The sequence below is a fragment of the Bacillus cereus group sp. BfR-BA-01380 genome, from assembly GCF_022663535.1.
In the GTDB taxonomy this organism is placed as follows: domain Bacteria; phylum Bacillota; class Bacilli; order Bacillales; family Bacillaceae_G; genus Bacillus_A; species Bacillus_A cereus_BB.
In genome coordinates this window covers 22,428-47,591 of record NZ_JAKUFS010000013.1, presented here as the reverse complement: position 1 = coordinate 47,591, position 25,164 = coordinate 22,428, and the positions used below count along the sequence as shown (strand labels likewise).

Genomic DNA, 25,164 nt, shown 5'->3' with positions numbered 1-25,164 from the left:
AAACTTCAGTTGCTAATATAGCCTCAGGGAGTATTTTCCAATACAGCTATGGTCTTAATTACATTTTAAATATCAAGACTTCAATTTTTTCAAAACGATTCAACTTTATTTCAATGCTGCATTAAGACTTAAAAAACTAATTTTTTGTAAGTGTTTTAAAAGATAAAAAACAACTGTTTACGGTATAAAAATAGTGCTATTATCAAGAGGGATTTTTTACTTCCCCTTAGGATAGCACTACACTGCATTAAAAAGCCTAATTATTATTGGATAAGAAGGTGAAGTGCCACATTATTCATATCAAAGTTGTATGACTGGTACCTAAAACCATACCGCTGGTTAAAGAAAATACATATGTTGTGGACCTTTTGAGATAGATATAGTTATGCAAAAATGAGAACAGGGAGGCAAGGAAGTGTTTAATGATTTTAAGCTTGTAGATGATCGTCCGGTTTATATTCAATTAAAGGATTATTTAAAAAAAATGATTATGAAAAGGCACCTGCTGGAGCACCAGAAGCTTCCATCTACCCGAGAACTTAGTAAATTATTATCGGTCAGCAGAAATACAGTTCTCACTGCTTACGCGGATTTAGAACAAGAAGGTCTAATCTATGCAATAAAGGGAAAAGGAAATTTTGTAGGGAAAGTCAAAACATCCAAAACTCCATCCATCGAACTAAACTGGAAAGAAAAGGTCAATGAAGTTACCTTGCTAGCTGATGAATTAGATTTAATGAAGCACGGTGTCCGCTGGAAAAAAGGCATGATTTCATTCAATAGCATTGCCCCAGACGAAAAGCTTTTTGATGTTGAAAATTTTAAAAGGGCTTTTCTGACCCGAATGTCTATTGAAGGAGATATTGTTTTGAACTACGGATATGCAAAAGGTTATAAACCCCTAATTGATTATCTTCTTCACTACATGGAAATGAAAGGAGTAGACATTTCCAATAAAGATATTCTAATCACGAATGGCTTCACCGAGGGTTTGGATATTTTATTGTCTTCTTTAGCTAAAAAATCTGGGCGTATTATTTGTGAAAATCCTACCCATCATGCTGCATTAAAGCTTTTTCGATTACATGGCCTTGATATCCACGGGATAGAAATGAAGGATGATGGTATTGATATTTGTCAAGTTGAGAAAAGCTTATCCGAAACGGATTTTGATTTTGCATATTTAATCCCGTCCTATCATAATCCGACTGGGATTGTCACATCCTCGGAAAAAAGGACTGAAATTATGAAACTTTTTTCAAAATATCGAATTCCTATTGTGGAGGATGGATTTAATGAGGAATTGCGTTATTCAGGTTCCCATTTAGCGCCGTTAATGACTTTCGCCGGACCTGGCAACAATGTGATCTATATTAGCAGCTTTTCAAAAATTCTGTTTCCAGGGTTACGTGTTGGGTGGATTTTAGCAGATAAGGAATTAATCCACTGTTTGGAAAGTGTGAAAAGGGCACGGACGATTCATACATCCACGCTGGATCAGGCAGTGCTTTATCAATATTTGCATGATGGTTATTTCGAAAAATATTTAAAAAAGGCTAAGTCAGTTTATAAGAAAAAATATGAGCTAGCTGTTCATGCTTGTAATCAATACATTCCTTTTCAAAGAATGACTGGGGATGGTGGACTGCATCTTTTTATAGAATTAGAAAGAGGAATGAATTCGCGTACCCTTTTGAAAAAATGCTATGAAAAGGGAGTTGTTTTTTCTCCTGGAGACGTCTTTTACACGGATGGAAGGGGAAGTAATACGTTTCGATTAGGATTCTCTCGGTTAAAAGAAGCGGATATTCTTAAGGGAATTAAGATAATTGGAGATACATTGAAAAATGAAAATGGGAGTTGAAAAAAGTGAGAGTTGGCGTAATTATGGGAGGCATGTCCTCCGAAAAACAAGTATCCCTCATGACTGGGGAAGAAATGATTGCACATTTAGATAAAAGTAAGTATGAGATTGTGCCTATTCAACTAAATAACAAAAAAGAGCTTATTGAAAAGGTAAGGAATATCGATATTGCCTTGTTAGCGCTTCACGGCGAATACGGGGAGGACGGCACGATTCAAGGTACACTGGAAACGCTTGGTGTTCCATATACCGGAAGTGTCATGTTATCAAGCGGTATTTGTATGGATAAAAATATGTCGAAAAAATTGATTCGTTATGAAGGAATTCAAACCCCGGATTGGATGCATCTTTCGAATATGGAAGAACTTCAGCTTGATGAAATCGAAAAAATGGGATATCCGTTAGTTGTAAAACCTAATTCGGGTGGTTCCAGTGTAGGGGTAAAGATCGTATACGATAAGGATTCTTTACTATCCTCGCTTGAGGATGTATTGAAATGGGATTCTGAAATCGTAATTGAAAAATATATAAAAGGCGAAGAAATTACCTGTTCCATTTTGGACGGGAAACTTTTACCGATTATTTCAATTCAACATGTAGCTGAGTTCTTTGACTATCATGCGAAATACGATGATGCGGCTACGATTGAAGAGATTATAGAACTTCCGGTCACAACTCAAAAGCGTGTCGCTGAGGCGGCAATGGCATGCTATAGAGTATTAAAATGCAGTGTATATGCTAGAGTTGACATGATGATAAAAGATGGAATCCCATATGTGATGGAAGTGAATACATTGCCGGGGATGACAAAAAATAGCTTACTACCCAAAAGCGCTCATGCGGTGGGAATCTCTTATAGCAAGCTATTGGATATGATCATTGAAATCTCTTTAAAGGCTAGAAGAAACGAAGGATTTTAATAGAAACATTCTATTAATTTTGTTGTCGGAGATCGTGCGTTAGACATTATACCGGCTACAAAACTAGGAATCACAACATGTGCTTTTCAAAACGCAGCAATTCAAGACGCATATTATCATATTGATTCTTATCATCAGTTACTTCATATTCTGAAAGAGAAGTGTATGCAAATATAAAAGAAACACAAGCTGCAGTTTATCAAGACCTAAATCGTAAAAAGTCATAAAAAATAAAGAGCGATACATATTAGCCATGTATAATATGTATCGCTTTTTTAATTGTTGTTAAACAATCGCGCCCGTTTGTTTAACATTTGTATCACATCATATAGTGAGTAAAGAAGATTTCTTTTCAATCACAGCTTTTATTGTCGAAACACTTTGTTCGGTTGATTGATTTGTTGTGTCAATAATATTGGATTCATAGATACCCAAATTGTTAAATTGCTCCCACATTTTTTCTACCAATTCAATGTTGGCATCTTCGTCCAATTTGGTACGATTGATTGCTCGTTTCATTGTTTCTTCTTTAGTCGCTCTTAAGATAATGTAATCGATGAATTGCAGCTATTCGCTCAAGAAATTCAAAGTTTTTTATCCCCAAATACCTTACGAGATCTTGCTAAAGATGTTGGTTTTGTGTACCGAACAGTAAGTACCAAGCAAAGGAATAATCATATGGTTTCTTTTTAAATGGTCTCTTTGCTTTTTCGATTTGATTACGTGTTTCATATTGTTCCCCCTTGCCAAATTGTTTTTCTTAATGGTATCATATTTTTTCGTGAATAAAATAAAAACGGTGAAACTCTCGCCCTTCCTGATTCCTATATATCTGGTAATAAAAATAACCTAAATAAACGATAAATTCCTTTTCTTCATCAAGCAAAAGGGAAACGGTGTGACTGGTCGCAAACGGTAGATGTCGTGTGGAATCAATGTTTTGAAAAGAAGCGGTTATTTTATGATTGTAATCGGAAGCGTCGTTAGCTTGTTATGGAGAAGTCCTTATACAACAATTGGAATCGTGATGCTTATGATTCTATGTATGATTACAATCGTTTACAATGTAGAGAAAAAGTTAAAAGAAAGGGAGAAATCAGATCCCAACAAACAATCTTAAAACGATTGAGTTGAAATGGTTATATAGAAAGAGGTGAAGTATCGATGATGGTGATGACAGCTCTATTGTTATTGCTTCAAAATAGTTTGCACACAGAAAATGGGAATGCCATGAAACCGATTCCGATTACCGCGGTGCATGTCGCAAATAAATACGAAAAATGGGACGGTGCAGAGCGAAACCGTTTCATGCAAACAAATGGGGTATCCACAAGTAATCCTGTTACCCAAATAGCGGCAAAACAAACAAAAGAAACAAAAAAAACAAACGTAGCACTCGGAAATTTACAACATATGATTTACAACAATCAATCTTCTTACGGAGTAGAAGGCACGGCAGAAGCAAATACGCCTGTTCACATTGAAGTGACAGATGCAGATGGAAAACAAGTTTCTGCAGACGTTACAGCAAATAAAGAGGGACTATTTCAAACTTCGATCAACGGAAGCAGGTTGAAAAATGGGAACGTGCAAGTAAAGGCGGCGGCAGGTGGACAAGTTGCCCTCAAAACGGTAGAAAAAGATGGTACTTTCTATGAATTAAACAAAAAAGAGCAAGAAAAATGGCATATTTCAAACGATGGCACGCATCCGATTGAATCGACAAAAGGAATGAACGATGCACTCCAATTCGCAAAAGCAAATGCCCTCAAAACATTCAAGGTTCCAGCAGGAACGTACATGGTAAAAAAAGAAAATCCTGCTTTGTGGAATGACCCTTCCGCGTGTATCAATATGGTTCCGAATATCACATTCTGGTTAGATGAAAATGCTGTGATTCAAAAAGAAACAAACGCAAGAGAAGTATATTCAACTGTATGTGTTGGGTACGGCGCCGACAACGTCACATTAAAAGGCGGGACGTACAAAGGTGATAAAGATACGCATGACTATTCGAAAAAACAAGGACCGAGTTTTCCTGGTACGCATGAAAATGGAATCGGCATTTCTGTATATGCGGCCAAAAACTTGACAATTGACGGCGTTAAAGCAACAAACTTCACAGGTGATGGTGCGGGTATTGGTGGGAAAGGAACGTTATTGCAAGACATCTATCCAGATCATTTTGAATCGGGTTCTCTTGATAAAAATGGAAACAAAGTGGCAGATCCCACGAAAATTAGATTGAAAGCACCGATCCCATTCACAAAGGACATCCTCAGAACAGAACCTTATTTTGAAATGCCAAATGCAAAAAATTTGCCGTATCTCTATGATGTCTATTTTTATCGAGCAGATGGTTCCTTCTTATCTAGCTACAGTGTCAATACCAGAAAAGAAGTGGTTCAAATTCCAAAATCTGCAGCGTCCTTTAAAGCGGTGTTTAAAAAAGCAAATACGAGCGGTGTATACGGGGAGTTTTGGAGCAAGGCATTAGCAACGAATGTGACCGTAAAACATTCTGACTTTTCCTTTAATCGGCGTCAAGGCATCACAGTGGGAGGCGCGGACCATGTAACCATCACAGACAGTGTCTTCCATGATATTAAAGGTGTTGCGCCTGAATCTGGCATTGACGTAGAGGGCGGATACGGTGAAAACGGGATGATGAACAAAAACATCTTCATCAAAAACAACAAATTCTACAACAATAACAAATACGATGTCATTTTATATGATGGACATGATGGGGTTGTTGAAGGGAATCACTTCGGATCAAGAGGGAAAATCGGTTTAGCTGTTTCTGAACCATTCACAAATGCATATATTAAGAATAATATATTTGATGCCAATAGTATTTACGCCTATCACGATATCACGTTTGAAGGAAACAGCATAAAGGATGGACTGATGAGCATCACAGGACCTCGCGCGGTGGTAGACGGCATGACATTTGATAAAACGATGTTCAGTCTTTCAAGTCGTGTCCCGTTTGGAATCGAAGCGAAAAACCTTACATTAAACAATATGGATTTAAATGTGTGGGTCAACCCTGTTCATGTAAGTAATGTAACCATAAACGGAGGAAGAGTGAGCGGCCAAGCACCAGACGGAAGTACTTTTGAAAACTTGAAAGTGCTCAATCACCCTGGCACTTCATTCGTACGAGGGACCTATAACAATTGCATGTTTGAATCCAGTCCAACTGCGACTGGTGGTACAAATGTCGACTATAACGGCACTTACACCTTTCAAAATTGTACATTTAAGGCAGCAAAAGGGACATTTAACGTTGGAAGCAAAGACGCAAATGTTACGATTCAAAACTCTCGATTTGATATCAATGGTGATACAACTGTACTCAATATCCCAATGGGGAAACAAATCAATGTTGTCAATAACACGATTACCTCTGGCTTACTGCCAGGGATGAACAAAGCGGTTATCAAAGTGGGAGACTATTGGAATAAAGACAAACCGTTCCAGGTCCAACAAGCAAACATCACTGGCAATACCATCACAACAGGTGCAGCGGTTGAAGGCATTAGCACGATTTACGGTGGCGTCAATGCACCAGCTTATCGCGTTCAAAACAACATCTTACACAAGGCATTTTCGAAGGTAAAGCCAAAGGATATTGTAAACGGGAATCAGGAGCTTCCGAATTAATTGAAAACACGTGGTGCACCTACACCGCGTGTTTTTTTTGTTTCTTCTATATATAAGTTGGGGTACCGCCACACATCCATCAACTTAAGGATTTAGGCTATTTTTGAAGTTAAAAGCACGTTACTATTTTCTTATGTTAATGAGAAAGGGTGACGTGCTTTTTATGAATATGAATCAAAAACAAGAATTATCTTTATTCGCTGAAGAGTTATATCGATATATGTCTCCCGCTACACTTAATCAATTAGCCATAGAAGCAGGCGGGATGAAACGAAAACGTAAGTGCCACGGGCGCCATTTCTTATCTTTGTGTGTATGGTTAAATCAACAAGTCGCTACTACCTCTCTTACTCAACTATGTAGTATTTAAAATATGGAAAGACCGCATTTTGTTTAAAAATATACCTTAAGTTGATGGATGTGGGCTACGTTCCCTATCCCTGAAAACAAACATAAGTTCTCTTAACGTTATATACATACTGAACTATACCCTTAACATATAGTTATACATTCTGATATGTATAAAAAAAGAGGATATATGCACTCATACTGAACATAGTATTCTCTTCTTATTATAGTCTGTTTAAAATCTACTTATGATTCTTGTGTTTCTTTTTGTATTTGAATAAGGTGCGATAAAAATGCTTCGCCTGTAACAGTTGCTTTACCGCCGCCGCGTGCGCTTTTTGGATTTCCGCCACCTTTGCCTTCTATAAGAGGAAGGGCTGCTTTTAAAAGGATATTCATATTTAGTGTAACGGCTTGACCACATGTGCAAATGCATTGTAAGTTTTCGCTGTTTTGTGTAACAAAATATGTAATGATATGTTCATCTTTTTCTGTAAGGATAGCTGCTAATTTTGCAAGTTCTTGCATAGAGCGATCTGTAAAGTGAACGGCAATTTGTTTCCCAAATGACGTTTTTTCTGCTTGCTGTAACAATTCATTTGCTTCTACAAGAATAAGTTTTTCGTTGGCTGCTTGCAACGCTTTCTCAGTTTCTTTTTGAGTAGAAAGGAGCTGCTTTATTTTGTTTGAAATATCGTCCTCTTTACTTTGTAATTGCTGGGCTGCGCCTTTTACGAGAGCTTGATTACGTTGCATCAGTTCAATTGCACGCCAGCCGCAAACAAACGTAAGACGAATGTTTCCTTTATGACGCTCCCAATTGATGATTTGAATCGAGCCCACTTCACCAGTTTGTTTTGGATGTGTACCACCACATCCGTTATAATCAAGATTTTCAATAATAACAACACGAATATTTTCTGTCACAGTTGGTTCCTTGCGCAAAGGAAGTTGCTTTGCTTCTTCTAGATTTACCGACTGAACTGTAATTGGCCGGTTTTCAAGTACAATTTGATTTGCAAGATTTGCAGCTTCTTCAGCTATTTCGAAAGAAAGGTCAGAAGTTTCTAAATCAATTGTTACGATTTCTCTTCCTAAATGAAAACCAATTGTTGGAATATTGAAGTGATCCCAAAAAATAGCGGACAAAATATGTTGTCCAGCATGTTGCTGCATATGATCGAAACGACGCTTCCAAGAAACATATCCCGTTACTTCATCTGCATGTATTTCTTCAGTTATGTAATGACGAATTTCGCCATCTATTTCTTCCACATTTATAACAGGAATTTGATTTAATTGCCCTGTATCATTTGGTTGACCGCCGCCGGTTGGATAAAAAGCTGTTTGTGTTAATACGACATATAAATTGCCGTCTTTGTCACGCACTTGTTTTGTAATTTGAGCCGTAAATGTTTGTAAATATGAATCTGCATAAAATAATTTGTGATTCACAACCTTGCTCCTTTCAAACTTAGCTATATAAATACAAATTTAAAAATCAACATAAAAACCCTCTTTTTTAGGTGGGCGAGAGCATCTGGCCATGCATAGAAGCGGCCAGATCCTTTTTCTGCCACAGGCAGAGCTAGACAAAAATGTCGAAAAATTAAAATGAATATATATAGTTCTATTGTAAAACACTACGTATAATTTTCCTAATATTTCATAAGAAAAATTCTCTTTTTTAGAATTTTCTTGCTATAATGGGAAAAAAGAACATAACGGGGGTGGATGATATGTTGTATGAAAATGGCGTACGCAAACTGATTCATCTAAACACAAATATTTCTGAACTATACCGAGAATTGCATGAAATGACCCGTCATTTAAAAAAATGTAACCGTGAAAGTGTAACATTTGATCGATTATATGTGAAAGAATTATTATGGAAAAAAGAAGATATAGTTTCTATGTATGAACAGCTCCTCATTCAACTTTGTATTAATGAATGTTTTGATATGAAAAGTTTCATTTCTGGGGAATATGCTTATACACATGAAGAAGTAGAGAACTATGTAGCAGAATTTAATAGTAAACATAATGTGAATATTGTAGTTGAGGAAGTATTAAAAGAATTACAGTTTACATATGGTATTGATATGGAGTTGAAACGAACAACTCGTGTTTAAGAAAATGAAAATTATGGTTTCAAAGGAAGCTGTTTTTCAGCTTTCTTTTTCTTTGCATTGCATTTAGATATAGAGAAGGTGAAAGAGATGAAGGGGAAGTTACGAAACATTCATCCAATTGGGATGACTATCATTATTGGAACTTTATTTGCAAGATTTGCAACATCGATGAGCATTCCATTTTTAGCAATTTACTTAACGAATGCAAAAGGAATATCAGCAGGCGTTACAGGAGCGATTATTGGAACGAGCGCATTAGTGGGAGTATTTGCAAGTTTTATTGGCGGGAATTTATCAGATCGTTATGGGCGAAAGAAGATTATGTTATCCTCTATTATAGTTTGGATTCTTGTCTTTATTGGATTTGGCTTTGCAGAGCATGTTGTGGCATTTTTCCTGCTAAATGCACTAAATGGGATGTGTCGTTCATTTTTTGAGCCAACGTCCCGTGCTTTATTATCTGACTTAACAAAACCGGAGCATCGTTTAATGGTGTTTAACTTACGTTACGGTGCTATTAATGTTGGTGTTGCGATTGGGCCACTTGTTGGTCTTCAGATTGGCAGTGCTGAAGCAACAACACCATTTTTTATCGCAGCTATTATGTATGTTCTATATACAATTGTACTCGTATTACAATTTCGCAGGTATTGCATTGAAGAAGAAAAAACAGAGGATAGAGAACGAGTTACTTTTATGGATTCCTTGCGCATTATAAGAAAAGATATTGTCTTTTTAGTTGCGTTAATTGGAATTATCATTAGTACAGCAGGATACGCACAGTTTTCATCAACGCTTTCCCAATATTTCGCGAATTCTCATCTGTTTGAAAATGGAGTGAAATTATTTTCTTATGCATTAACACTAAACGCAATTACTGTAGTAATTGTTCAGTACCCACTCATTCAAATGTGTAAAAAGTATACATCGCTTGTATCCATTATGATCGGTACATTACTTGTTGGTGCAGGATTATGTGGATTTGGTTTTGCGGAATCAATGTGGGCTGTTTTTGCTTGTACGATCATATTTACAATTGGAGAAGTATTAATGTTTTCCATGACAGATGTGTTTATTGATCAAATTGCGGTTTCAAATTTAAAGGGAACTTATTTCGGTGCGATGGGATTCTCTGGAATTGGTTCTGTTATTGGGCCATGGTTTGGTGGACTTTTGTTAGATTATTACGGCTATCAGAGTGGTCTTACGATTTTTACAATTTTGGCGACTCTTTCAATGCTTGCATTTCCGATTCTTTTATTGACAAGAAATTTACTTCATAAAAGAACGACAGAAGAAAAAATAGGAAGTACAAATGTAATGTGAGTTTACATTTAGGAATAAGGTTTTGAAATGAGAAAGGTGGATGATTGTAGTCAGCCACCTTTTTTCGTATACATTATTTTAGTTGAAGAAAGGGCATTTCTTATATGAATTGGTAAATTTGTATACGATTATTTTGTAAGGAGAACGGTTCGTTCTGTTAATTGTGCTGCTTCTGTTTTAGAAATGTGAATGGCAAGAAGGCCATTTTCAAGATAGGCTAACATTTTTTTATAGATAATATTGGCTGGTAAGAAAATCATATGCTGTAAGGCGGGATTATTACCAAATATGTTAATTTGTAGGCCTGTCTCCATCTTTTTAATAAGAATATTTTGCTCAACTACGTTCGGGATATCAATTTCTAAAATATATTCTTGTTCCGTTTCAAACAGGTCAATGTGAATATCGTTTGGAGAGGGGAAGTTTGCGTATAAATCGGAGCAAAATTGATCCATCCATTCTTCAAAGCCATCAACATGAAAAAGGCAGTCTTTTTTCTTTTTCTTGCCCATTGTAAGAAAACCTCCATAAAATTTCATTCAAATTATGATATTCACTTTGAAAATAGAGGTGAAAAGGAAAGAGGAAATGTGCTTAAAAAGAAGAAAAGATAGGATAAATATATGATAAATAGACAGTGCACATGCACTGTCTATTTTTTACATGTCGTGGTGAGCGTGATTTTTTTGTCGTGAATGGTTACGATTTTTTACTTTGTGTGACCCGCTTAATGGTTCTGGTTGTCCGCCAGAAACTTGTCCTTGCGGTGAATTTTTACGAATGGATTTGCTGTTGTTTTTCTCCATTTATAATACCCCTCTTTTTATTAAGCTCCAGTGATTAATCGGATAAACGGTAGAGCTTGATTAGCGAAACGAATCAACTGAGGAAGAGCACTTCAGCCTAAAGTTTCGCTTTATATTAGGATGAGAGAACTTCATAAATTTATACGAGAATGTTTTTTGAGAAAAAGGTAAAAGATAATGGAGAGTTAACGACAGAAAGGGGAATGATTATGCCGTACCACAAGGATAAACAACAAGCATTTCAAGCTGCGCAGCAAGGAATAACAGATGCAGAAAATGTATATAACAACATTGTAAAAAACGATCCGAATTATGCCAATGACTTAAAACATTTACGCCAAGAAGTGCAAGAAGCATATGAACAAATCCAAAATGCATTAGAAGTAGCTTCTGAAACGCAGCGAAAGCAATTACAGCAATATGAACAAGATTTGCAACATATTATGCAAAATGTGGAGGAAGTACGTGATTAATAGGTTGTTGAGTGTCTTCAGTAGCCTTTTCACATAAAATGAGGTAATAATGATTAAAAAAACGAAATGTATTATAATCAGTTGTTTAATCGTAGTATTAAGCTTGATGGAAATTGAGAAAGTCGATGCAAAAATGTTAATGAGAAAAGAGTTAGAGCCAACTGGCTATGTGACGTGGGAAGTACCAACGAATGAAAAAATAATAGCAATTACTTTCGATGATGGTCCGGATCCTACATATACACCGCAAGTTTTAAAGATATTACGCGAATACCACGCTGAAGCGACCTTTTTTATGATTGGCTTCAAAATTCAGCGTAATCCATATTTAATCGAACAAGCATTAAAAGAAGGCCATGAAATTGGGAATCATACAATGAACCATTTGTATGCACGCAGTGCAACAGGACAAAAGCTCGAAAATGATATTCTAGAGGGGAAAAGATATTTGCAAAAGTGGGTAGAGAAACCGCTCCTTTTCCGTCCGCCTGGTGGTTATATTAATGAATCGGTGTTTAAAACAGCGACAGAAGCAGGATATCAAATCGTATTATGGTCATGGCATCAAGACCCAAAAGACTGGTCTAACCCTGGAAAAGATACAATCGTACAACATGTTCTAAACAATGCAAGAAGTGGTGATATTGTTTTACTGCATGATGGCGGAACTGATAGAAGCCAAACTGTTGAAGCATTAAAAGAAATTTTGCCAGCCTTGCAAAAACAAGGGTATCGATTTGTGAAAGTGTCAGAGTTATTAAAGTATAAGCATTGAAAAATCCCAAAAGATTATCTTTTGGGATTTTAAATTATTGATTCTTTTTACGCTTTTTATTGTTTTGGCGTTGTGCAGGTGTTAATGGCTCATTTGAAAATTCCTCATTGTATCCTGTACCTTGTCCTTGTGCAGAGGCAGCATTCATTCCAGGAATGACATGATTTGCTTTACGTTTTCCCATTACTATCCCCCCTAATTGGCTGTAAAAACTTGAATAGTTCGGTTTATTTATAAAGTAAAATATCTTCTAAACAGAAGTTTCACTTTATAGGAATAGTATCTGTTAACGAGAAAATTATTATACAACAACGAGGTTATAACGAAAACTTATGAGAAACTATAAGTTTCTTATTATTTACTTATCCATTAAGTTGTAATAATATATTATCGTAAGGTATTGAAAAATTCGTCTACATTTTATATTCAGACAATTTCAGTCACGTTTAACAGGGGGGTAACCATAATGGTAAAACACAATCCATTTCACGCTCGCGCAACATTTGAAGTAGATGGAAATACGTATCACTATTATAATTTGAAAGCGCTTGAAAATGCAGGGGTAGGTAATGTTTCTAAATTACCTTATTCAATTAAAGTATTACTTGAATCAGTACTTCGTCAAGTTGATGGCCGCGTTATTAAAGAAGAGCATGTTGAAAACTTAGCGAAGTGGGGAACGAAAGATATTCAAGATATCGATGTACCGTTCAAACCATCTCGCGTTATCTTACAAGACTTTACAGGGGTTCCAGCTGTAGTTGATTTAGCTTCTCTTCGTAAAGCAATGGCAGATATGGGTGGGAATCCTGATAAAATCAATCCAGAAATTACAGTTGATCTTGTTATTGACCACTCTGTACAGGTTGATAGAGCAGGTACAGCAGATGCGCTTCAATTTAACATGGACTTAGAGTTTAAACGTAATGAAGAACGTTATAAATTCTTAAGCTGGGCACAAAAATCATTTGATAACTACCGTGCAGTTCCACCAGCAACAGGTATCGTTCACCAAGTAAACCTTGAGTATTTAGCACCAGTTGTTCATGCAGTGAAAAATGCTGAAGGTGAACTTGTTGCATACCCAGATTCATTAGTAGGAACAGATTCTCATACAACGATGATTAATGGTATCGGCGTTCTTGGATGGGGCGTTGGTGGTATTGAAGCAGAAGCTGGAATGCTTGGCCAGCCTTCATACTTCCCAGTACCAGAAGTAATCGGTGTGAAATTAACAGGTACACTTCCAAGTGGTACAACAGCAACAGACGTTGCATTAAAAGTAACACAAGTATTACGTCAAAAAGGTGTAGTTGGAAAATTCGTTGAATTCTTCGGTAGCGGTTTACAAAGCATGCCATTAGCTGACCGTGCAACAATTTCTAACATGGCACCAGAGTACGGCGCGACTTGTGGATTCTTCCCAATCGATGATATTTCATTAGATTACTTACGTTTAACAGGAAGAAGCGAAGAACAAATTCGCATCGTTGAAGAATATTGTAAAGCAAACGGCTTATTCTATACAGCTGATAGTCAAGATCCAATTTATACAGATCTTGTTGAAATTGATTTAAATACAATCGAGTCTAACCTTTCTGGTCCGAAACGTCCACAAGACTTAATTCCTCTTTCTAACATGAGAGATGAGTTCCGTAAAGCTGTTGTGGCACCGGTTGGTAACCAAGGATTCGGCTTCGCAGAGCAAGAATTTGATAAAGAAGTGAAAGTAGTATTACAAGATGAAGAAGTAACGATGAATACAGGTGCAATTGCAATTGCTGCGATTACAAGCTGTACAAATACATCTAATCCATATGTATTAATTGGTGCAGGTTTAGTTGCGAAAAAAGCAATTGAAAAAGGACTTAAAGTACCTGGTTATGTAAAAACATCATTAGCACCAGGATCTAAAGTTGTTACGGAATACTTAGATAAGTCTGGGTTAACAACTTATTTAAATCAATTAGGTTTCCAAACAGTAGGTTATGGTTGTACAACTTGTATCGGTAACTCTGGTCCATTAGCACCAGAATTAGAAGAATCAATCGCTGCAAATGACTTATTAGTAACATCTGTATTATCTGGTAACCGTAACTTTGAAGGTCGTATTCATCCGCTTGTAAAAGCAAACTACTTAGCATCACCACCGCTTGTAGTTGCATACGCACTTGCTGGTACAGTAGATATCGACCTGAAAACTGATGCAATCGGTAACGATGCAAACGGTAACCCAATTTACTTTAACGACATCTGGCCAACAGCGGCAGAAATCGAAGAAGTTGTACAAAACGTAGTAACATCTGAACTATTTAAGAAAGAATATGCACAAGTATTTAACAGCAACGAACGTTGGAATGAAATCCAAACTTCAAACGAAGCGTTATATACTTGGGATAATGACTCAACATATATCCAAAACCCACCGTTCTTCGAAGGGTTATCTAAAGAGCCAGGTGAAGTGGAAACACTTTCAGGACTGCGCGTAGTTGGCAAATTTGGTGATTCTGTAACAACAGACCATATTTCACCAGCAGGATCTATCGGTAAAAACACACCAGCAGGCCGTTACTTATTAGAAAATGGCGTACAGCCAGTTGACTTCAACTCTTACGGTTCTCGCCGTGGTAACCATGAAGTTATGATGCGTGGTACATTTGCGAACATTCGCATTAAAAACCAAATCGCACCTGGCACAGAAGGTGGATTCACAACATACTGGCCAACAGGCGAAGTAACATCTATCTATGATGCAGCAATGAAATACAAACAAGACGGCACAGGTCTTCTTGTTATCGCTGGTAAAGACTACGGTATGGGAAGCTCACGTGACTGGGCTGCAAAAGGTACAAATCTTTTAGGCATTAAAGCAGTTATCGCGGAAAGCTTCGAGCGTATCCACCGCAGTAACCTTGTATTAATGGGCGTATTACCGCTACAATTTAAAGATGGCGAAAGTGCAGAAACATTAGGTCTTACTGGTCAAGAGTCATTTGAAATTCAAGTTGATAAGACAGTAAAACCACGCGACATTGTAAAAGTAGTTGCGACTGACTCTGAAGGAAACAAAAAACAATTTGAAGTTGTAGCACGCTTCGACAGCGAAGTAGAAATCGACTACTACCGTCACGGTGGTATCTTACAAATGGTTCTTCGTGAGAAATTAGAAGAGTCTAAGGTTTCTAACTAAGTTTAGATGTGAATGATTTTAAATAAACAATAGAATAGTAATTTATTGATTAGTATAAATATTTACGCTGAAACAAAAAAGGGAAGACGACGAAAGTCGTCTTCTCTTTTTTCATAATTGTAAACTTTTAATTTGATCAGATGAAATAATTCGTAATGGGGGAGAAATATATCAGTGGTGAACATGCTTTTTAGCAATCAAAATGGGATAAGTTTAATAAAGAGATACAAATACATTTTTAAAATAGTAAAAGGGGCGATGTAATGACTGTTATTAAAGATATCGGAAGTCTATGCATTACAGATAAAGATGGATATATAATCAACCAGTCAGATAAAAATAAAATCAATCCTATTTTTTTACTTGTAATTCATGATGTGATTCATGCTTATTCTACCTATCTCAAAGATGATTTACATAGTGTATACATAAGAGGATCAATTCCAAAAGGGATAGGCATTGAAGGTGTCGCTGACTTAGATACAATAGCGGTGACTAAGCAACATCCTAATAAACTAGAGTTAAATTGGGTGAAAAAAATAGAAAACAGGTTAAATCAAAAATATGATTGCGTAGATGGTATTGAACTAAGCTTCTACTCCATAGAAGAGATTCTAAATACTTCATCATTTTCTATAATGAGTTTTATACTTAAAACCCATGGAATATGTGTATTTGGAGAGGATTTGATACCTCAATTACCACAATATAAAGCTAACGAAGCATTAGCAAATGACCACCTTATTCACTTACAAACTCAAATTAAAAATGCTTGTGATGACCTTCAAGATAATCCTGATATAGAGGATATTAAAGATTGTTGCAAGTGGATTATGAAAATTATAGTAAGAGCCGGACTTGCACTTGTCATAACGAAAGAAAACACATATACAAGAGATTTATATCCTGCTTATAAATTGTTTTCGAAATATTTTCCTGAAAAGGAACACGATATGAGAAGGGCACTTGAATATGCAATAACACCTATAATAGATACAAAAGTACTGTTATTATTTTTAAATGAATTCGGAAAATGGATGGTTAGTGAAGCTGAAAGATGGCTACAATTCTATAATCCAAATATGGAATTAAACATGAAGATATAGACTAATTGGTAACTTTTGAGAACATGGAGAAACTGTATAAATGGCAGGTTAAATCGAGTATAAAATCACAAAGGTTTTATACTCGATTTTTTTGTTGATATGTAAAGATTTGTCTTGTTTTCACTGTTGAATTAACAAGTGAAATTGTATACCAATTAACGGAATGACCACAACTATTGTCACTTCGTTATTTTGGTTGTTATTCGAGGTGTCAAAAAGGAAATGAAAGGATTAGGTAATTTATGTTAAAATATAATGAGAAGCAAAATTGTCTTCGTTCTGCTAAAAAGTAGGATAGTTTAAGAGGGATTGTTGAATTGGGGATGATAAATTGAAAAATAATAAATCAAATAGGGCTTTAAGGGTTGGAACTAATATCGTACTTATTTTATTATTCTTAGGTGCAATACAAATGTTTTTTGATGAAAACTATACAAATGACCATTTTGGCTGGTTATTTTTGATAGCTTTTTGGATGGTTAGAATTATTTATGGTTTTATCATAAATTTAAAAGAAGGAAATAAGAAGTTAGCATTAGTTGATTTAGTTTTAGTAATTTTTGTTTTTTATTTTTTATTTTCTCAGAGTATTAAATATTTCTTCTGAAAATGATTAATTCACTAACGGGGCTTTAATTGAATAAGCCTCATACAAAAGTAAAGCTCAGAGCCATATATGGACTTTGAGCTTTTTTGCGTGTTATTTTACTATGCAAATTAACATGTGGTGTAACAAAGAATTGGTCCTGACTACATAAACGAAGCGCAGCAACACTTTGATGATATTCAATCGTAAGGAGATAAATTGATATTCAGTAAGCTTAGAAGATAGATGAGTAAAAACTATTGGTATGTGCCCGATTGGTGAGGGCTGATAATCAGTGGGGGATGAAGAAAACCCCCACTGATTAAAGTTTCACTTTATTTTGACAAAATTTTAAGCAGAGAACTGCCCGCCCAAAGAATATAAGCAAATTGAGTTATTGTATACATTGTGAATTCGAAAGAAGAAAGCTTTCTTTCTCGTTTCATTTTTCTTAGGTGTATATAATAGAAAAATGAACATATAACTAACAGTAAAACAGAAGATTCATATATAGTTTCTAATATACTAATAAACACTCATCTCCTCGCATTGAATTGATAAAGTATATACTAACAACATCATTAGAACGATTACATTCATATGTTTTTTTACTTTATATTTTTTATGATCTAACCTCACACGTATCTCAGCTGAACTCTTATAAGCAATATTCGTGAAAAATAGGGGGAAACCTCCCAATGCATGATTAGAAATATACAAGGGATTCTTTCTATATAATTTTGTGATTATTAATTCAACTATGACTTTATAAAAACACGGCCGCTTTTACTTTTCGGCCGTGTTTTTGTTTGGTTACGAAAAGGGTACTTTGTATCGGTGGGGTGAAACCGTTACATACACTTAATGAGAAATGTTTTGAATATTGTTGACATTAGTTGATTACAAATGTAATATCAAATTTAAGATTACATTTGTAATATAAGGGGAGATATGCAATGAAAGAATTACCTAGAATATCTGAAGCTGAACTAGAAATCATGAAAGTTCTTTGGGGAAAATCCCCTCAAACAGCAAATGAGGTGATTAAAGAACTGGAATTGATCGTAGATTGGAATCCGAAGACCATTCGAACACTGATGAATAGATTGGTTCAAAAAGAAGCTATTTCTTATCATCAGGAGAAAGGGCGTATGTACGCCTATTATCCTTTAGTGTCGCAAGATCTTTATCTACAAGTAGAGACAAAATCTTTACTCAAACGTTTTTGCGGTGTGGCGTTTAAACCGTTGCTTGTAAATTTTTTGAAAGAAGAAAAATTATCTTCAGAAGACATTAACGAACTCAGACGGATCCTTGATGAGAAGAATGAAGAAAATCGGCGGAAGGGGAGATAGAAGTGATAGATAGGTTTATAAATACCTACCTTCCTTTCGTATTTGACTGGATTATAGATACATCTCTGATGGCAAGTGTATTAGTGGGATTTATTTTGTGTGTCAAAGTCTTATTAAGAAACAAGCTAGGTCCAAGATGGCATTATTTACTATGGATGATTTTGATTGTGCGACTACTGTTGCCATGGTCACCTGATAGTTCTTATAGTATGTATTCACTCCTTTCATATGGTTATAAAACGACTACTTTTGCTCAAAATCAACCTGTTGTTTCTTCAAAAAACGAGCATGTGCGTGAGACGAAAAGCATGCCAGATATCAATACAGTTAAACAAGAGACAAGCTCCAATGATCATACACATCAGACAACGAAGGAACCTATAGTAGAGCCCGCTCATAATGAGAAACAAAAGGATACCGCCCTTTCTTTGTATACAATTGTTTCATATATTTGGATGATAGGCGTTATCATACTAGGCTTCACAACTTATCTTATCAATAGACGATTACATTCCTACATACAACAACAACCCGTTATCACAGAAGAAAGGGTTATTAACATCTTTGAAAAGTGTAAAAGGTCTATGTCCATCCAAAATAATATCCCGTTACTGATAGCTGGGAAAGTTTCAAGTCCGACAGTGTTTGGATTCTTTCATCCGAAAGTATTAATATCGAGTGTGCATATTAGTAGGCTCAATGAGCAGCAACTACAACATATTTTTCATCATGAGTTAGGTCACATTAAGCGGAGAGATGTTTTCGTCAATTGGATTATGTATAGTCTGTTAATTTTGAATTGGTTTAATCCGATTCTTTGGTATGCTTACTCATGCATGCGGGAAGATCAAGAGATGGCATGCGATGCACTTGCGCTCACGTTTTTCGAGGAAAAGGAAAAAATCGCATATGGATATACCATTATCAATCTTTTAGAACATTCCTCTAGCTATTACCAAGTACCAGGTTTGGCGAATCTAATCAGAAATAAAAGAGCCTTAAAAAGGAGGGTTTTCATGATTAAAAAGTTTCAAAAGAAATCGTATCGTTGGTCTGTACTTGGTGTAATTACTGTGATTGTTGTTTCATTATTCTCCTTGTTAAATGCCCGTGCAGATGGGACAACTGAACAGCAGAAAGGACAAACTTCCAAAAAAGAAACAACAACCGAAATAAAAAAAGAGGGAACGGTATATACTCCTCCTAAGCAAGAAGAATATTTTGGGGATATGACGAAAGAAGAGATACTGACGAAAATGCTGAATACAGTCGATAATTTTGAAACTGCTAAAGGCGAATTTAAAGTTCATCAAGCTACTGTTCCAGGTGACGGGGTAATTAACTATGAACTCAGTTTGCATAATAAAGCAGGTGGCCATAGTAAAACTACTCGTGTGGACAATGAAATAGAAAAGGTAACATCTCTTTATTACAACGATGGTATAATGTGGAAAGTTGTAGAAGATACAGGTATGTATATAGAGTTGAAATATCCAGAAGAAGAACGTTCTAAGCCATTAAAGATTGAGAATGCATTTTTAATAAATAGTGAAGGTGATAACGTAACAGTTAATCGAGAAAGACCTCCTATTGGAGAAGCAATGAGTTCACTATTTCCTTATGAAATAGCCTCAAACTATACAAGGAATTTGAATACTTGGGAGATCGAAAAGCAAAACGAACAGTTATTGGGGCATAATACGCTTGTCATCAAAGGGAATATAAACAAACGGATTAACAAGTCCTTCCGTTTTTGGGTTGATAAAGATACGGGAATTCTCGTAAAGTATGAAACGTATGATGCGGCTGGCAAGGTAGCTGATTATTTATATTCTACGAGTTTAGAAATCAATGTTCCTATTGATAGTAAAAGATTTACACCAGATTTAACAGGATACAAAAAAGAAGAAATGTTTAAAAAGGACCAGCCACAAATGAAGACTGGGAATATCGATAGTCTCGTCCCTGAAGCAATCAAAGCACAATGGGAGGAAGCAAAGAAAAAACCAAATGAAACAGCGACTTTGAAATATAACGACAAGTGGTACATTCATGCCAAAAAAGGCTACTTGGTAAACAATATAGAAGTTAATGGAAAAGAGGGAACGTTATTCTTAGCAAAAGCATCTCCACAAAAAGAACACTCTACATTCTCTGCCTTAGCGGAGGGGTATAAGGTAGAGACCCTTAAGATTGTTTATGAATGAAGTGCAACCGTCTAGGGGGATGTCTTAATATGGATAAAATATTTTCTTTCTATAATACTAATGATGGTTTTACAAAAAACAAGGCTGACAAGTAATCGGCCTTGTTTTCGTATGTTTGATACAAGAGTGTCATTAAATGTGCATTTTGTTCTTCGATGAGACTGTACTCATCGAGAGGTGGATCGTAGTCGTACTGTTGTTTTCTAAGATTATCAATCCGTTGAAACAACTACAGATAGGCTTTGGAAACGCCAGAGCGTACGGAGACCGCATGGAAGTTAACAGCACGGTTTTCTCGAAGCAATGTTTGGATGACATGATGGACACAAGAAGCTGCTTTTAAACTTTTCTTTTTATTGTATGCTTGCACACCTGCTGTATTTCGATGTTGCTAGGACATGGTACCCCTCCTATGAAACGATATAAAAGAACGCACGTTCTTATTTTAATTGTAAGGAAGAGTAGAGGATGATGCAACGGGGTGTTACAGTAGCCGCTGTGAAAAATGAGGTTTTTAAGGGAACTCCAAAAGAATCCCTTATTTTATATTATTTATAAAAAAGTGTTGTACTATATCAAGGTATTTATCTGGATGAATTAAACTAATTTCTCCATGCCCATTTTTTTTAATGACTTTTAAAAAACTACCATTAATGGTATCGTGAAGTAGTGTTGCTGATTTTTTCATTATTGATAATTCTTTCTCACCAACTAATATTAATGTTTTTGCTTTCGTCTTGCATAATGTTGAAGGTATTGAATAATCTCCATTGCTTTTCGTAATATTAATTAGGGTTTCTTTTGTCATTCGTGAACTATCTTCATAATAGGTTTCAAATAATTCATCTGGTACATTTATTGTTTTAGCCTGTAGTTTTGCATACCATCTTTTTTTAATTAACCCATAGCACACATTATACATTGGTACAGTTAACGTGACTGCCATTTTCATAGGATAAACCAACGCACTTTCTATAACAGCATTCTCTGTAATATCACATTCTTGTGATATTATTTCAACAACGATTTGAGCACCAATAGAAAGACCACAAATTGCAAAAACTTTTCCATTACAATTTTCTTTTATATAATTAATAACCTGTTCTGCCGATACTTTTATACTTACAAAAGTATTATTCCAATCATCACCATGTCCATCAATAATAGGTGTAACAATATAATACTCCTTTTTCAATGCTTCAATTTGTGGTTTTAATGACCACCATGACAGTCCACCACCATGAAGAAAAATAATAACTGGCATATTTTTGTTGCCAAATTCTTTAAATATCATATTTATCTCCCATCTATATATCGAATATTATATAAGAAATCTCATTTCACATTTTTTTAATTACTGAACCATGCTTCGATTTTTTTGCACATGGCACGTTCTAAAGTTTTAAGTTGGCTAGGTGTAAGATACTCAGTCGTCATATGATCGTGTTCTTCTTTGAAATATATACCATTCGTTTCACCGATTGTACGGAAGAAAGATAGTAATAATCCCCATAGATTTTATATTGTTGTTATAGAATTATTTTATAAAAAGCTTCGCGAATAGCTGTTTCTCTCGGATCATCAAACATCTGCATACCAACGCGTGTCATTGCATAAGAAAAGCCAACTCGGTTTATTGGATCAGCGAAACATAAAGAGCCACCCGCGCCTGGATGACCAAAGCATGAGGGATTTCCGTAGTGAGAACCAGTTTCTAACGGTTTGAAAAAACCTAATGAAAAAGCGGTGTCTACGGTTTGGACAGCATCACGCCAGCCACTGCTCGTTTGTACAGGTGGTTTTGATAGTTCGCTTAAAGTATATGGGCTTATACCTAATATTGGACCGCCATTAGCAAATTCACTATATATTTTTGCCATATCACGCACTACACCGATACCATTTCCAGATGGGAATTCTATTTCTCGTAATTCTCTTTTGTTGAAATTATCATGCGCTAGTAATCCTTTTGGATCCACCATACTACGTTTTGCTAAGGATTTTGGATTCATAAATGCCCAGAGTAAGCTTTTGGGGAAGGAGCCAAAGCTTTTAAATATATCAAAGATAGATTGGATTCCTTTAATAGTCGCTATTTGTTCATTTGGAAATGAAGAGGGGATACCAATATACATTTCTGCTTGTAAAGGCTGTGCAATCTCTTCATTGAAAAATTGAGTCAGATTTCTTCCTTTTGGATCTACATGACGAATTAATTCACTTATATACCAACCGATTGTCCAAGTATGATAACCATGTCTTGTACCAGGTTCCCAAGCTGGTTTCATGGTTTCTAAATAAGGAGTAACATTTTTGGTATCGAAATCACTTAGTGTATGTAGTGGCAATTTATTAATACAACATAAGCCCGCTTCGTGCCCAAGTAGTTGCCGAACTGTGATGTTTTCTTTTCCATTTACCCCGAATTCGTTCCAATAAGTAGATACTTTTTCTTCGTAATCTATATAACCTTTTGAATGAGCTAAGGCCAATGCAAGAGCAGCGAAACCTTTTGTTCCAGAAAATATGAGAACCGCTGTATCTTCTTGCCAAAGTTCTTTTGTAAGATGATCACGATATCCACCCCATAGATCAACAACACACTCACCGTTGTAATAGATGCAGCAAGCTGCGCCTAGTTCTTTACGAGCTTTAAAATTTTCTATAAATACTTGTTTGATTTTTTCAAATCTAGGTTTGACGAAACCGTCAATATGAATGGTTTGATCCATTGTCGTATCCCCTTATTGTGTAAATTATAATAAAAAAATATTATCATATATAATAATACTACACCAAAATATGTAAATCCTTTATGTTTAATGAGGTAACGTAAGATTAATTTTAAAGATAGAATGTATATATATTCAGTTCTGATTAAAAGGGTATGGAGAAATACTATATAGTAACACTTATTTTTGTTACTGCCCATGATTTTAAATAAACAATAGTATAGTAGTTTATTGATTAGTATAAATATTTACGCTGAAACAAAAAAGGGAAGACGACGAAAGTCATCTTCCTTTTTCTTAGGATAGTAAATTATATTTCAAGCGATGTGTTTGTGATTTCATATGCCGCGTAATTTAATTTTCGATTACTAAGGAATGGTTCTAAGATGTTAAATAGGTATGTATTTCTTAAATCCCTTACTTATGGTTCCATTATAACCATTTTCCGTGAAGAATTTATGTGCTTCTATTCTAGTTGCGCTACTTAATAAAATAATTCTTGTAGATTCTCTAGCAATTGATAACTGCTCTACATGTTTCAATAATTTTTCACCTATTCCATTCCCTCGAAATTCTTCATTTACAATCACATATTCTAGAACGGTGTATGGGCGAAATTGATATCCAGGGTCAAGGCAAAAAGTCATAAATATACTTCCTTTCACCTTGCCGTGTTCCTCATAAACAAATAAGAAGTTATTAGAATCATTCTTAATTTGCTCAATTCTTTCTGGAAAAACCTTAATGTTTTTACTGTGTGGTGCTAATATTTTATAGAGATTTTCAATTTCATTACTGTCCTTTGATTCAGCCTCGCGAATCATACCATGCCTCCTCTGTTCACATTGATATATAAATAGTTTGAAATATTGTTACATCTAAATTGTATCCTTAAAAATGCTTTTTTTCTTCAATTTATACTCTATCTTTATAAACATCCATTACCTTAAACGTTTGACAAACTAGCAATAAGTCTGAGGTAAAAGTAAGTCCATACTGACTTAATTCCCAAGTGAAAAATTTAACATGCTCACTATACCAATAATCATAGCTTAAATCCCCTGCACCCTCAGACCTTGCAAAATCACTTGTGACTTCATTCATTTTACAAAAATCAATCTTTGTATATTTTATAATTGCTAATGGATTACTGTCTCCATCCAATACAATATCGTACTGACCAACTTTTTGAATTTCTTCTCCTTCAAGCTCGTATACACAATGCGCAGCACATGTTCCTGTTTTGATTCCTTTTACAACTAAACTTCCTAATTCATCTCCCATTTCTTTAGAACCATCTCCAAACATCCATGCATCTGGAACACCACTTATGTTTAACTTATTTTCTCTGGCGTACATATGCCAATATTCTTCTATCCTATTAACTGACATTAGTCACTTACCCCCTTAGTAGTTAAATATCCTAATTTTAACATATAACCTATTATCTGTATATGTTTTAGAAGAACATGTAATTTTGCTCTCAACTTTTGTATTTATAATTATCTGTATTTTATAAAATTCCACAAAAAGAATAGCATTTTACCTATTAAAATCATATGTTTTTTTGTTATTCTGCCACAGAAGTAGTAGCTTTTTTATATAAGTTTCGTACTTTCGATTGATTTATCTTGTTGTTCTATTTAATAAAATATCAAATAGGGATATGAAACTT

Annotated in this window: 23 protein-coding genes and 1 pseudogene; 14 read left to right on the top strand and 10 right to left on the bottom strand. The window is 35.3% G+C overall.

The features are described from left to right. The first annotated feature begins 415 nt into the window (after positions 1 to 415). Together pdxR and MR076_RS13600 are read left to right on the top strand one after the other, a co-directional pair. Complete coding sequence (pdxR, locus tag MR076_RS13605) at positions 416 to 1,864, top strand: MocR-like pyridoxine biosynthesis transcription factor PdxR (RefSeq protein ID WP_242221385.1); 1,449 nt, start codon at positions 416 to 418, stop codon at positions 1,862 to 1,864. A gap of 5 nt (positions 1,865 to 1,869) precedes the next feature. Further along, positions 1,870 to 2,784 (top strand): D-alanine--D-alanine ligase, encoded by a 915-nt coding sequence (locus MR076_RS13600; protein ID WP_242221383.1) that lies wholly within the window; start codon positions 1,870 to 1,872, stop codon positions 2,782 to 2,784. A 324-nt stretch (positions 2,785 to 3,108) separates the two neighbouring features. Here MR076_RS13600 and MR076_RS13595 read toward each other — a convergent pair whose 3' ends face one another. Continuing rightward, complete coding sequence (locus tag MR076_RS13595; protein ID WP_242221381.1) at positions 3,109 to 3,303, bottom strand: polysaccharide deacetylase family protein; 195 nt, start codon at positions 3,301 to 3,303, stop codon at positions 3,109 to 3,111. Positions 3,304 to 3,745: 442 nt separating this feature from the next. Between MR076_RS13595 and MR076_RS13590 the strand changes: the two genes are divergently transcribed. The 3 genes and pseudogenes from MR076_RS13590 to MR076_RS13580 all read left to right on the top strand — a co-directional run. Then, positions 3,746 to 3,904, top strand: a complete 159-nt coding sequence (locus MR076_RS13590; protein ID WP_242221379.1) for a hypothetical protein — start codon at positions 3,746 to 3,748, stop codon at positions 3,902 to 3,904. Between the two features lie 44 nt (positions 3,905 to 3,948). After that, positions 3,949 to 6,453 carry a right-handed parallel beta-helix repeat-containing protein gene (locus MR076_RS13585; RefSeq protein ID WP_242221377.1) on the top strand — a complete coding sequence of 835 codons (2,505 nt, stop codon included), beginning with the start codon at positions 3,949 to 3,951 and terminating at the stop codon, positions 6,451 to 6,453. Between the two features lie 163 nt (positions 6,454 to 6,616). Continuing rightward, positions 6,617 to 6,817 (top strand): annotated as a pseudogene (locus MR076_RS13580) (IS4 family transposase); the annotation flags it as partial. A 230-nt stretch (positions 6,818 to 7,047) separates the two neighbouring features. Here MR076_RS13580 and MR076_RS13575 read toward each other — a convergent pair. Then, the gene (locus tag MR076_RS13575) at positions 7,048 to 8,256 is read right to left on the bottom strand and encodes an alanyl-tRNA editing protein (RefSeq protein ID WP_242221375.1); all 1,209 of its coding nucleotides are present in this window, start codon (positions 8,254 to 8,256) and stop codon (positions 7,048 to 7,050) included. A gap of 284 nt (positions 8,257 to 8,540) precedes the next feature. Here MR076_RS13575 and MR076_RS13570 point away from each other — a divergent pair, with 284 nt between their 5' ends. Continuing rightward, positions 8,541 to 8,933, top strand: coding sequence for a hypothetical protein (locus tag MR076_RS13570; RefSeq protein WP_242221373.1), 393 nt, complete (start codon positions 8,541 to 8,543; stop codon positions 8,931 to 8,933). 87 nt (positions 8,934 to 9,020) lie between these two features. After that, positions 9,021 to 10,259: an MDR family MFS transporter gene (locus tag MR076_RS13565; protein ID WP_242221371.1), complete on the top strand. Its 1,239-nt coding sequence runs from the start codon at positions 9,021 to 9,023 to the stop codon at positions 10,257 to 10,259. A gap of 128 nt (positions 10,260 to 10,387) precedes the next feature. On the opposite strand, the gene MR076_RS13560 is transcribed toward MR076_RS13565, so the two are convergent. Next, positions 10,388 to 10,771, bottom strand: coding sequence for an Hsp20/alpha crystallin family protein (locus MR076_RS13560; protein WP_242221369.1), 384 nt, complete (start codon positions 10,769 to 10,771; stop codon positions 10,388 to 10,390). Positions 10,772 to 10,918: 147 nt separating this feature from the next. Beyond that, positions 10,919 to 11,065 (bottom strand): small acid-soluble spore protein P, encoded by a 147-nt coding sequence (locus MR076_RS13555; RefSeq protein WP_242221367.1) that lies wholly within the window; start codon positions 11,063 to 11,065, stop codon positions 10,919 to 10,921. A 209-nt stretch (positions 11,066 to 11,274) separates the two neighbouring features. On the opposite strand from MR076_RS13555, the gene MR076_RS13550 reads away from it, so the two are divergent. Together MR076_RS13550 and MR076_RS13545 are read left to right on the top strand one after the other, a co-directional pair. After that, positions 11,275 to 11,538, top strand: a complete 264-nt coding sequence (locus MR076_RS13550; protein WP_242221365.1) for a hypothetical protein — start codon at positions 11,275 to 11,277, stop codon at positions 11,536 to 11,538. Positions 11,539 to 11,644: 106 nt separating this feature from the next. Next, a complete protein-coding gene (locus tag MR076_RS13545) occupies positions 11,645 to 12,313 on the top strand; it encodes a polysaccharide deacetylase family protein (protein ID WP_396021701.1) in 669 nt (222 codons plus the stop codon). Positions 12,314 to 12,347: 34 nt separating this feature from the next. On the opposite strand, the gene sspO is transcribed toward MR076_RS13545, so the two are convergent. Then, positions 12,348 to 12,497 (bottom strand): small acid-soluble spore protein O, encoded by a 150-nt coding sequence (gene sspO / locus MR076_RS13540; RefSeq protein WP_020063103.1) that lies wholly within the window; start codon positions 12,495 to 12,497, stop codon positions 12,348 to 12,350. Between the two features lie 282 nt (positions 12,498 to 12,779). Between sspO and acnA the strand changes: the two genes are divergently transcribed. From acnA to MR076_RS13525, 3 genes are all read left to right on the top strand, one after another. Continuing rightward, entirely contained in the window at positions 12,780 to 15,503 is a 2,724-nt protein-coding gene (acnA, locus tag MR076_RS13535; protein WP_242221359.1) for an aconitate hydratase AcnA, read from the top strand. Between the two features lie 263 nt (positions 15,504 to 15,766). Then, positions 15,767 to 16,609, top strand: coding sequence for a nucleotidyltransferase (locus MR076_RS13530; protein WP_242221356.1), 843 nt, complete (start codon positions 15,767 to 15,769; stop codon positions 16,607 to 16,609). 331 nt (positions 16,610 to 16,940) lie between these two features. Next, a complete protein-coding gene (locus MR076_RS13525; protein WP_242221352.1) occupies positions 16,941 to 17,216 on the top strand; it encodes a hypothetical protein in 276 nt (91 codons plus the stop codon). A 314-nt stretch (positions 17,217 to 17,530) separates the two neighbouring features. On the opposite strand, the gene MR076_RS26570 is transcribed toward MR076_RS13525, so the two are convergent. Next, positions 17,531 to 17,731 (bottom strand): hypothetical protein, encoded by a 201-nt coding sequence (locus MR076_RS26570; protein WP_242221350.1) that lies wholly within the window; start codon positions 17,729 to 17,731, stop codon positions 17,531 to 17,533. Positions 17,732 to 18,151: 420 nt separating this feature from the next. Between MR076_RS26570 and MR076_RS13515 the strand changes: the two genes are divergently transcribed. After that, positions 18,152 to 18,550, top strand: coding sequence for a BlaI/MecI/CopY family transcriptional regulator (locus MR076_RS13515; RefSeq protein WP_242221348.1), 399 nt, complete (start codon positions 18,152 to 18,154; stop codon positions 18,548 to 18,550). Positions 18,551 to 18,552: 2 nt separating this feature from the next. Then, positions 18,553 to 20,757 (top strand): M56 family metallopeptidase, encoded by a 2,205-nt coding sequence (locus MR076_RS13510; RefSeq protein ID WP_242221346.1) that lies wholly within the window; start codon positions 18,553 to 18,555, stop codon positions 20,755 to 20,757. A gap of 538 nt (positions 20,758 to 21,295) precedes the next feature. Here the strand turns inward: MR076_RS13510 and MR076_RS13505 are convergent. From MR076_RS13505 to MR076_RS13490, 4 genes are all read right to left on the bottom strand, one after another. Then, complete coding sequence (locus tag MR076_RS13505; RefSeq protein WP_242221344.1) at positions 21,296 to 22,051, bottom strand: alpha/beta fold hydrolase; 756 nt, start codon at positions 22,049 to 22,051, stop codon at positions 21,296 to 21,298. Positions 22,052 to 22,286: 235 nt separating this feature from the next. Continuing rightward, a complete protein-coding gene (locus tag MR076_RS13500; RefSeq protein WP_242221342.1) occupies positions 22,287 to 23,489 on the bottom strand; it encodes a serine hydrolase domain-containing protein in 1,203 nt (400 codons plus the stop codon). A 389-nt stretch (positions 23,490 to 23,878) separates the two neighbouring features. Beyond that, positions 23,879 to 24,313, bottom strand: a complete 435-nt coding sequence (locus tag MR076_RS13495; RefSeq protein WP_242221340.1) for a GNAT family N-acetyltransferase — start codon at positions 24,311 to 24,313, stop codon at positions 23,879 to 23,881. A gap of 91 nt (positions 24,314 to 24,404) precedes the next feature. Then, on the bottom strand, positions 24,405 to 24,881 hold the full coding sequence (locus MR076_RS13490; protein ID WP_242221338.1) for an ASCH domain-containing protein: 477 nt from the start codon (positions 24,879 to 24,881) through the stop codon (positions 24,405 to 24,407). Between the last annotated feature and the right edge of the window lie 283 nt (positions 24,882 to 25,164).

What these genes read in the sequence shown, in the direction of transcription:
- MR076_RS13595 (WP_242221381.1), bottom strand. Translation starts at nt 3,303, where the DNA reads ATGAAACGAGCAATCAATCGTACCAAATTGGACGAAGATGCCAACATT.
- MR076_RS13590 (WP_242221379.1), top strand. Translation starts at nt 3,746, where the DNA reads ATGATTGTAATCGGAAGCGTCGTTAGCTTGTTATGGAGAAGTCCTTAT.
- MR076_RS13585 (WP_242221377.1), top strand. Translation starts at nt 3,949, where the DNA reads ATGATGGTGATGACAGCTCTATTGTTATTGCTTCAAAATAGTTTGCAC.
- MR076_RS13570 (WP_242221373.1), top strand. Translation starts at nt 8,541, where the DNA reads ATGTTGTATGAAAATGGCGTACGCAAACTGATTCATCTAAACACAAAT.
- MR076_RS13565 (WP_242221371.1), top strand. Translation starts at nt 9,021, where the DNA reads ATGAAGGGGAAGTTACGAAACATTCATCCAATTGGGATGACTATCATT.
- MR076_RS13560 (WP_242221369.1), bottom strand. Translation starts at nt 10,771, where the DNA reads ATGGGCAAGAAAAAGAAAAAAGACTGCCTTTTTCATGTTGATGGCTTT.
- MR076_RS13555 (WP_242221367.1), bottom strand. Translation starts at nt 11,065, where the DNA reads ATGGAGAAAAACAACAGCAAATCCATTCGTAAAAATTCACCGCAAGGA.
- MR076_RS13550 (WP_242221365.1), top strand. Translation starts at nt 11,275, where the DNA reads ATGCCGTACCACAAGGATAAACAACAAGCATTTCAAGCTGCGCAGCAA.
- MR076_RS13545 (WP_396021701.1), top strand. Translation starts at nt 11,645, where the DNA reads ATGGAAATTGAGAAAGTCGATGCAAAAATGTTAATGAGAAAAGAGTTA.
- sspO (WP_020063103.1), bottom strand. Translation starts at nt 12,497, where the DNA reads ATGGGAAAACGTAAAGCAAATCATGTCATTCCTGGAATGAATGCTGCC.
- acnA (WP_242221359.1), top strand. Translation starts at nt 12,780, where the DNA reads ATGGTAAAACACAATCCATTTCACGCTCGCGCAACATTTGAAGTAGAT.
- MR076_RS13530 (WP_242221356.1), top strand. Translation starts at nt 15,767, where the DNA reads ATGACTGTTATTAAAGATATCGGAAGTCTATGCATTACAGATAAAGAT.
- MR076_RS13515 (WP_242221348.1), top strand. Translation starts at nt 18,152, where the DNA reads ATGAAAGAATTACCTAGAATATCTGAAGCTGAACTAGAAATCATGAAA.
- MR076_RS13505 (WP_242221344.1), bottom strand. Translation starts at nt 22,051, where the DNA reads ATGATATTTAAAGAATTTGGCAACAAAAATATGCCAGTTATTATTTTT.
- MR076_RS13500 (WP_242221342.1), bottom strand. Translation starts at nt 23,489, where the DNA reads ATGGATCAAACCATTCATATTGACGGTTTCGTCAAACCTAGATTTGAA.
- MR076_RS13495 (WP_242221340.1), bottom strand. Translation starts at nt 24,313, where the DNA reads ATGATTCGCGAGGCTGAATCAAAGGACAGTAATGAAATTGAAAATCTC.
- MR076_RS13490 (WP_242221338.1), bottom strand. Translation starts at nt 24,881, where the DNA reads ATGTCAGTTAATAGGATAGAAGAATATTGGCATATGTACGCCAGAGAA.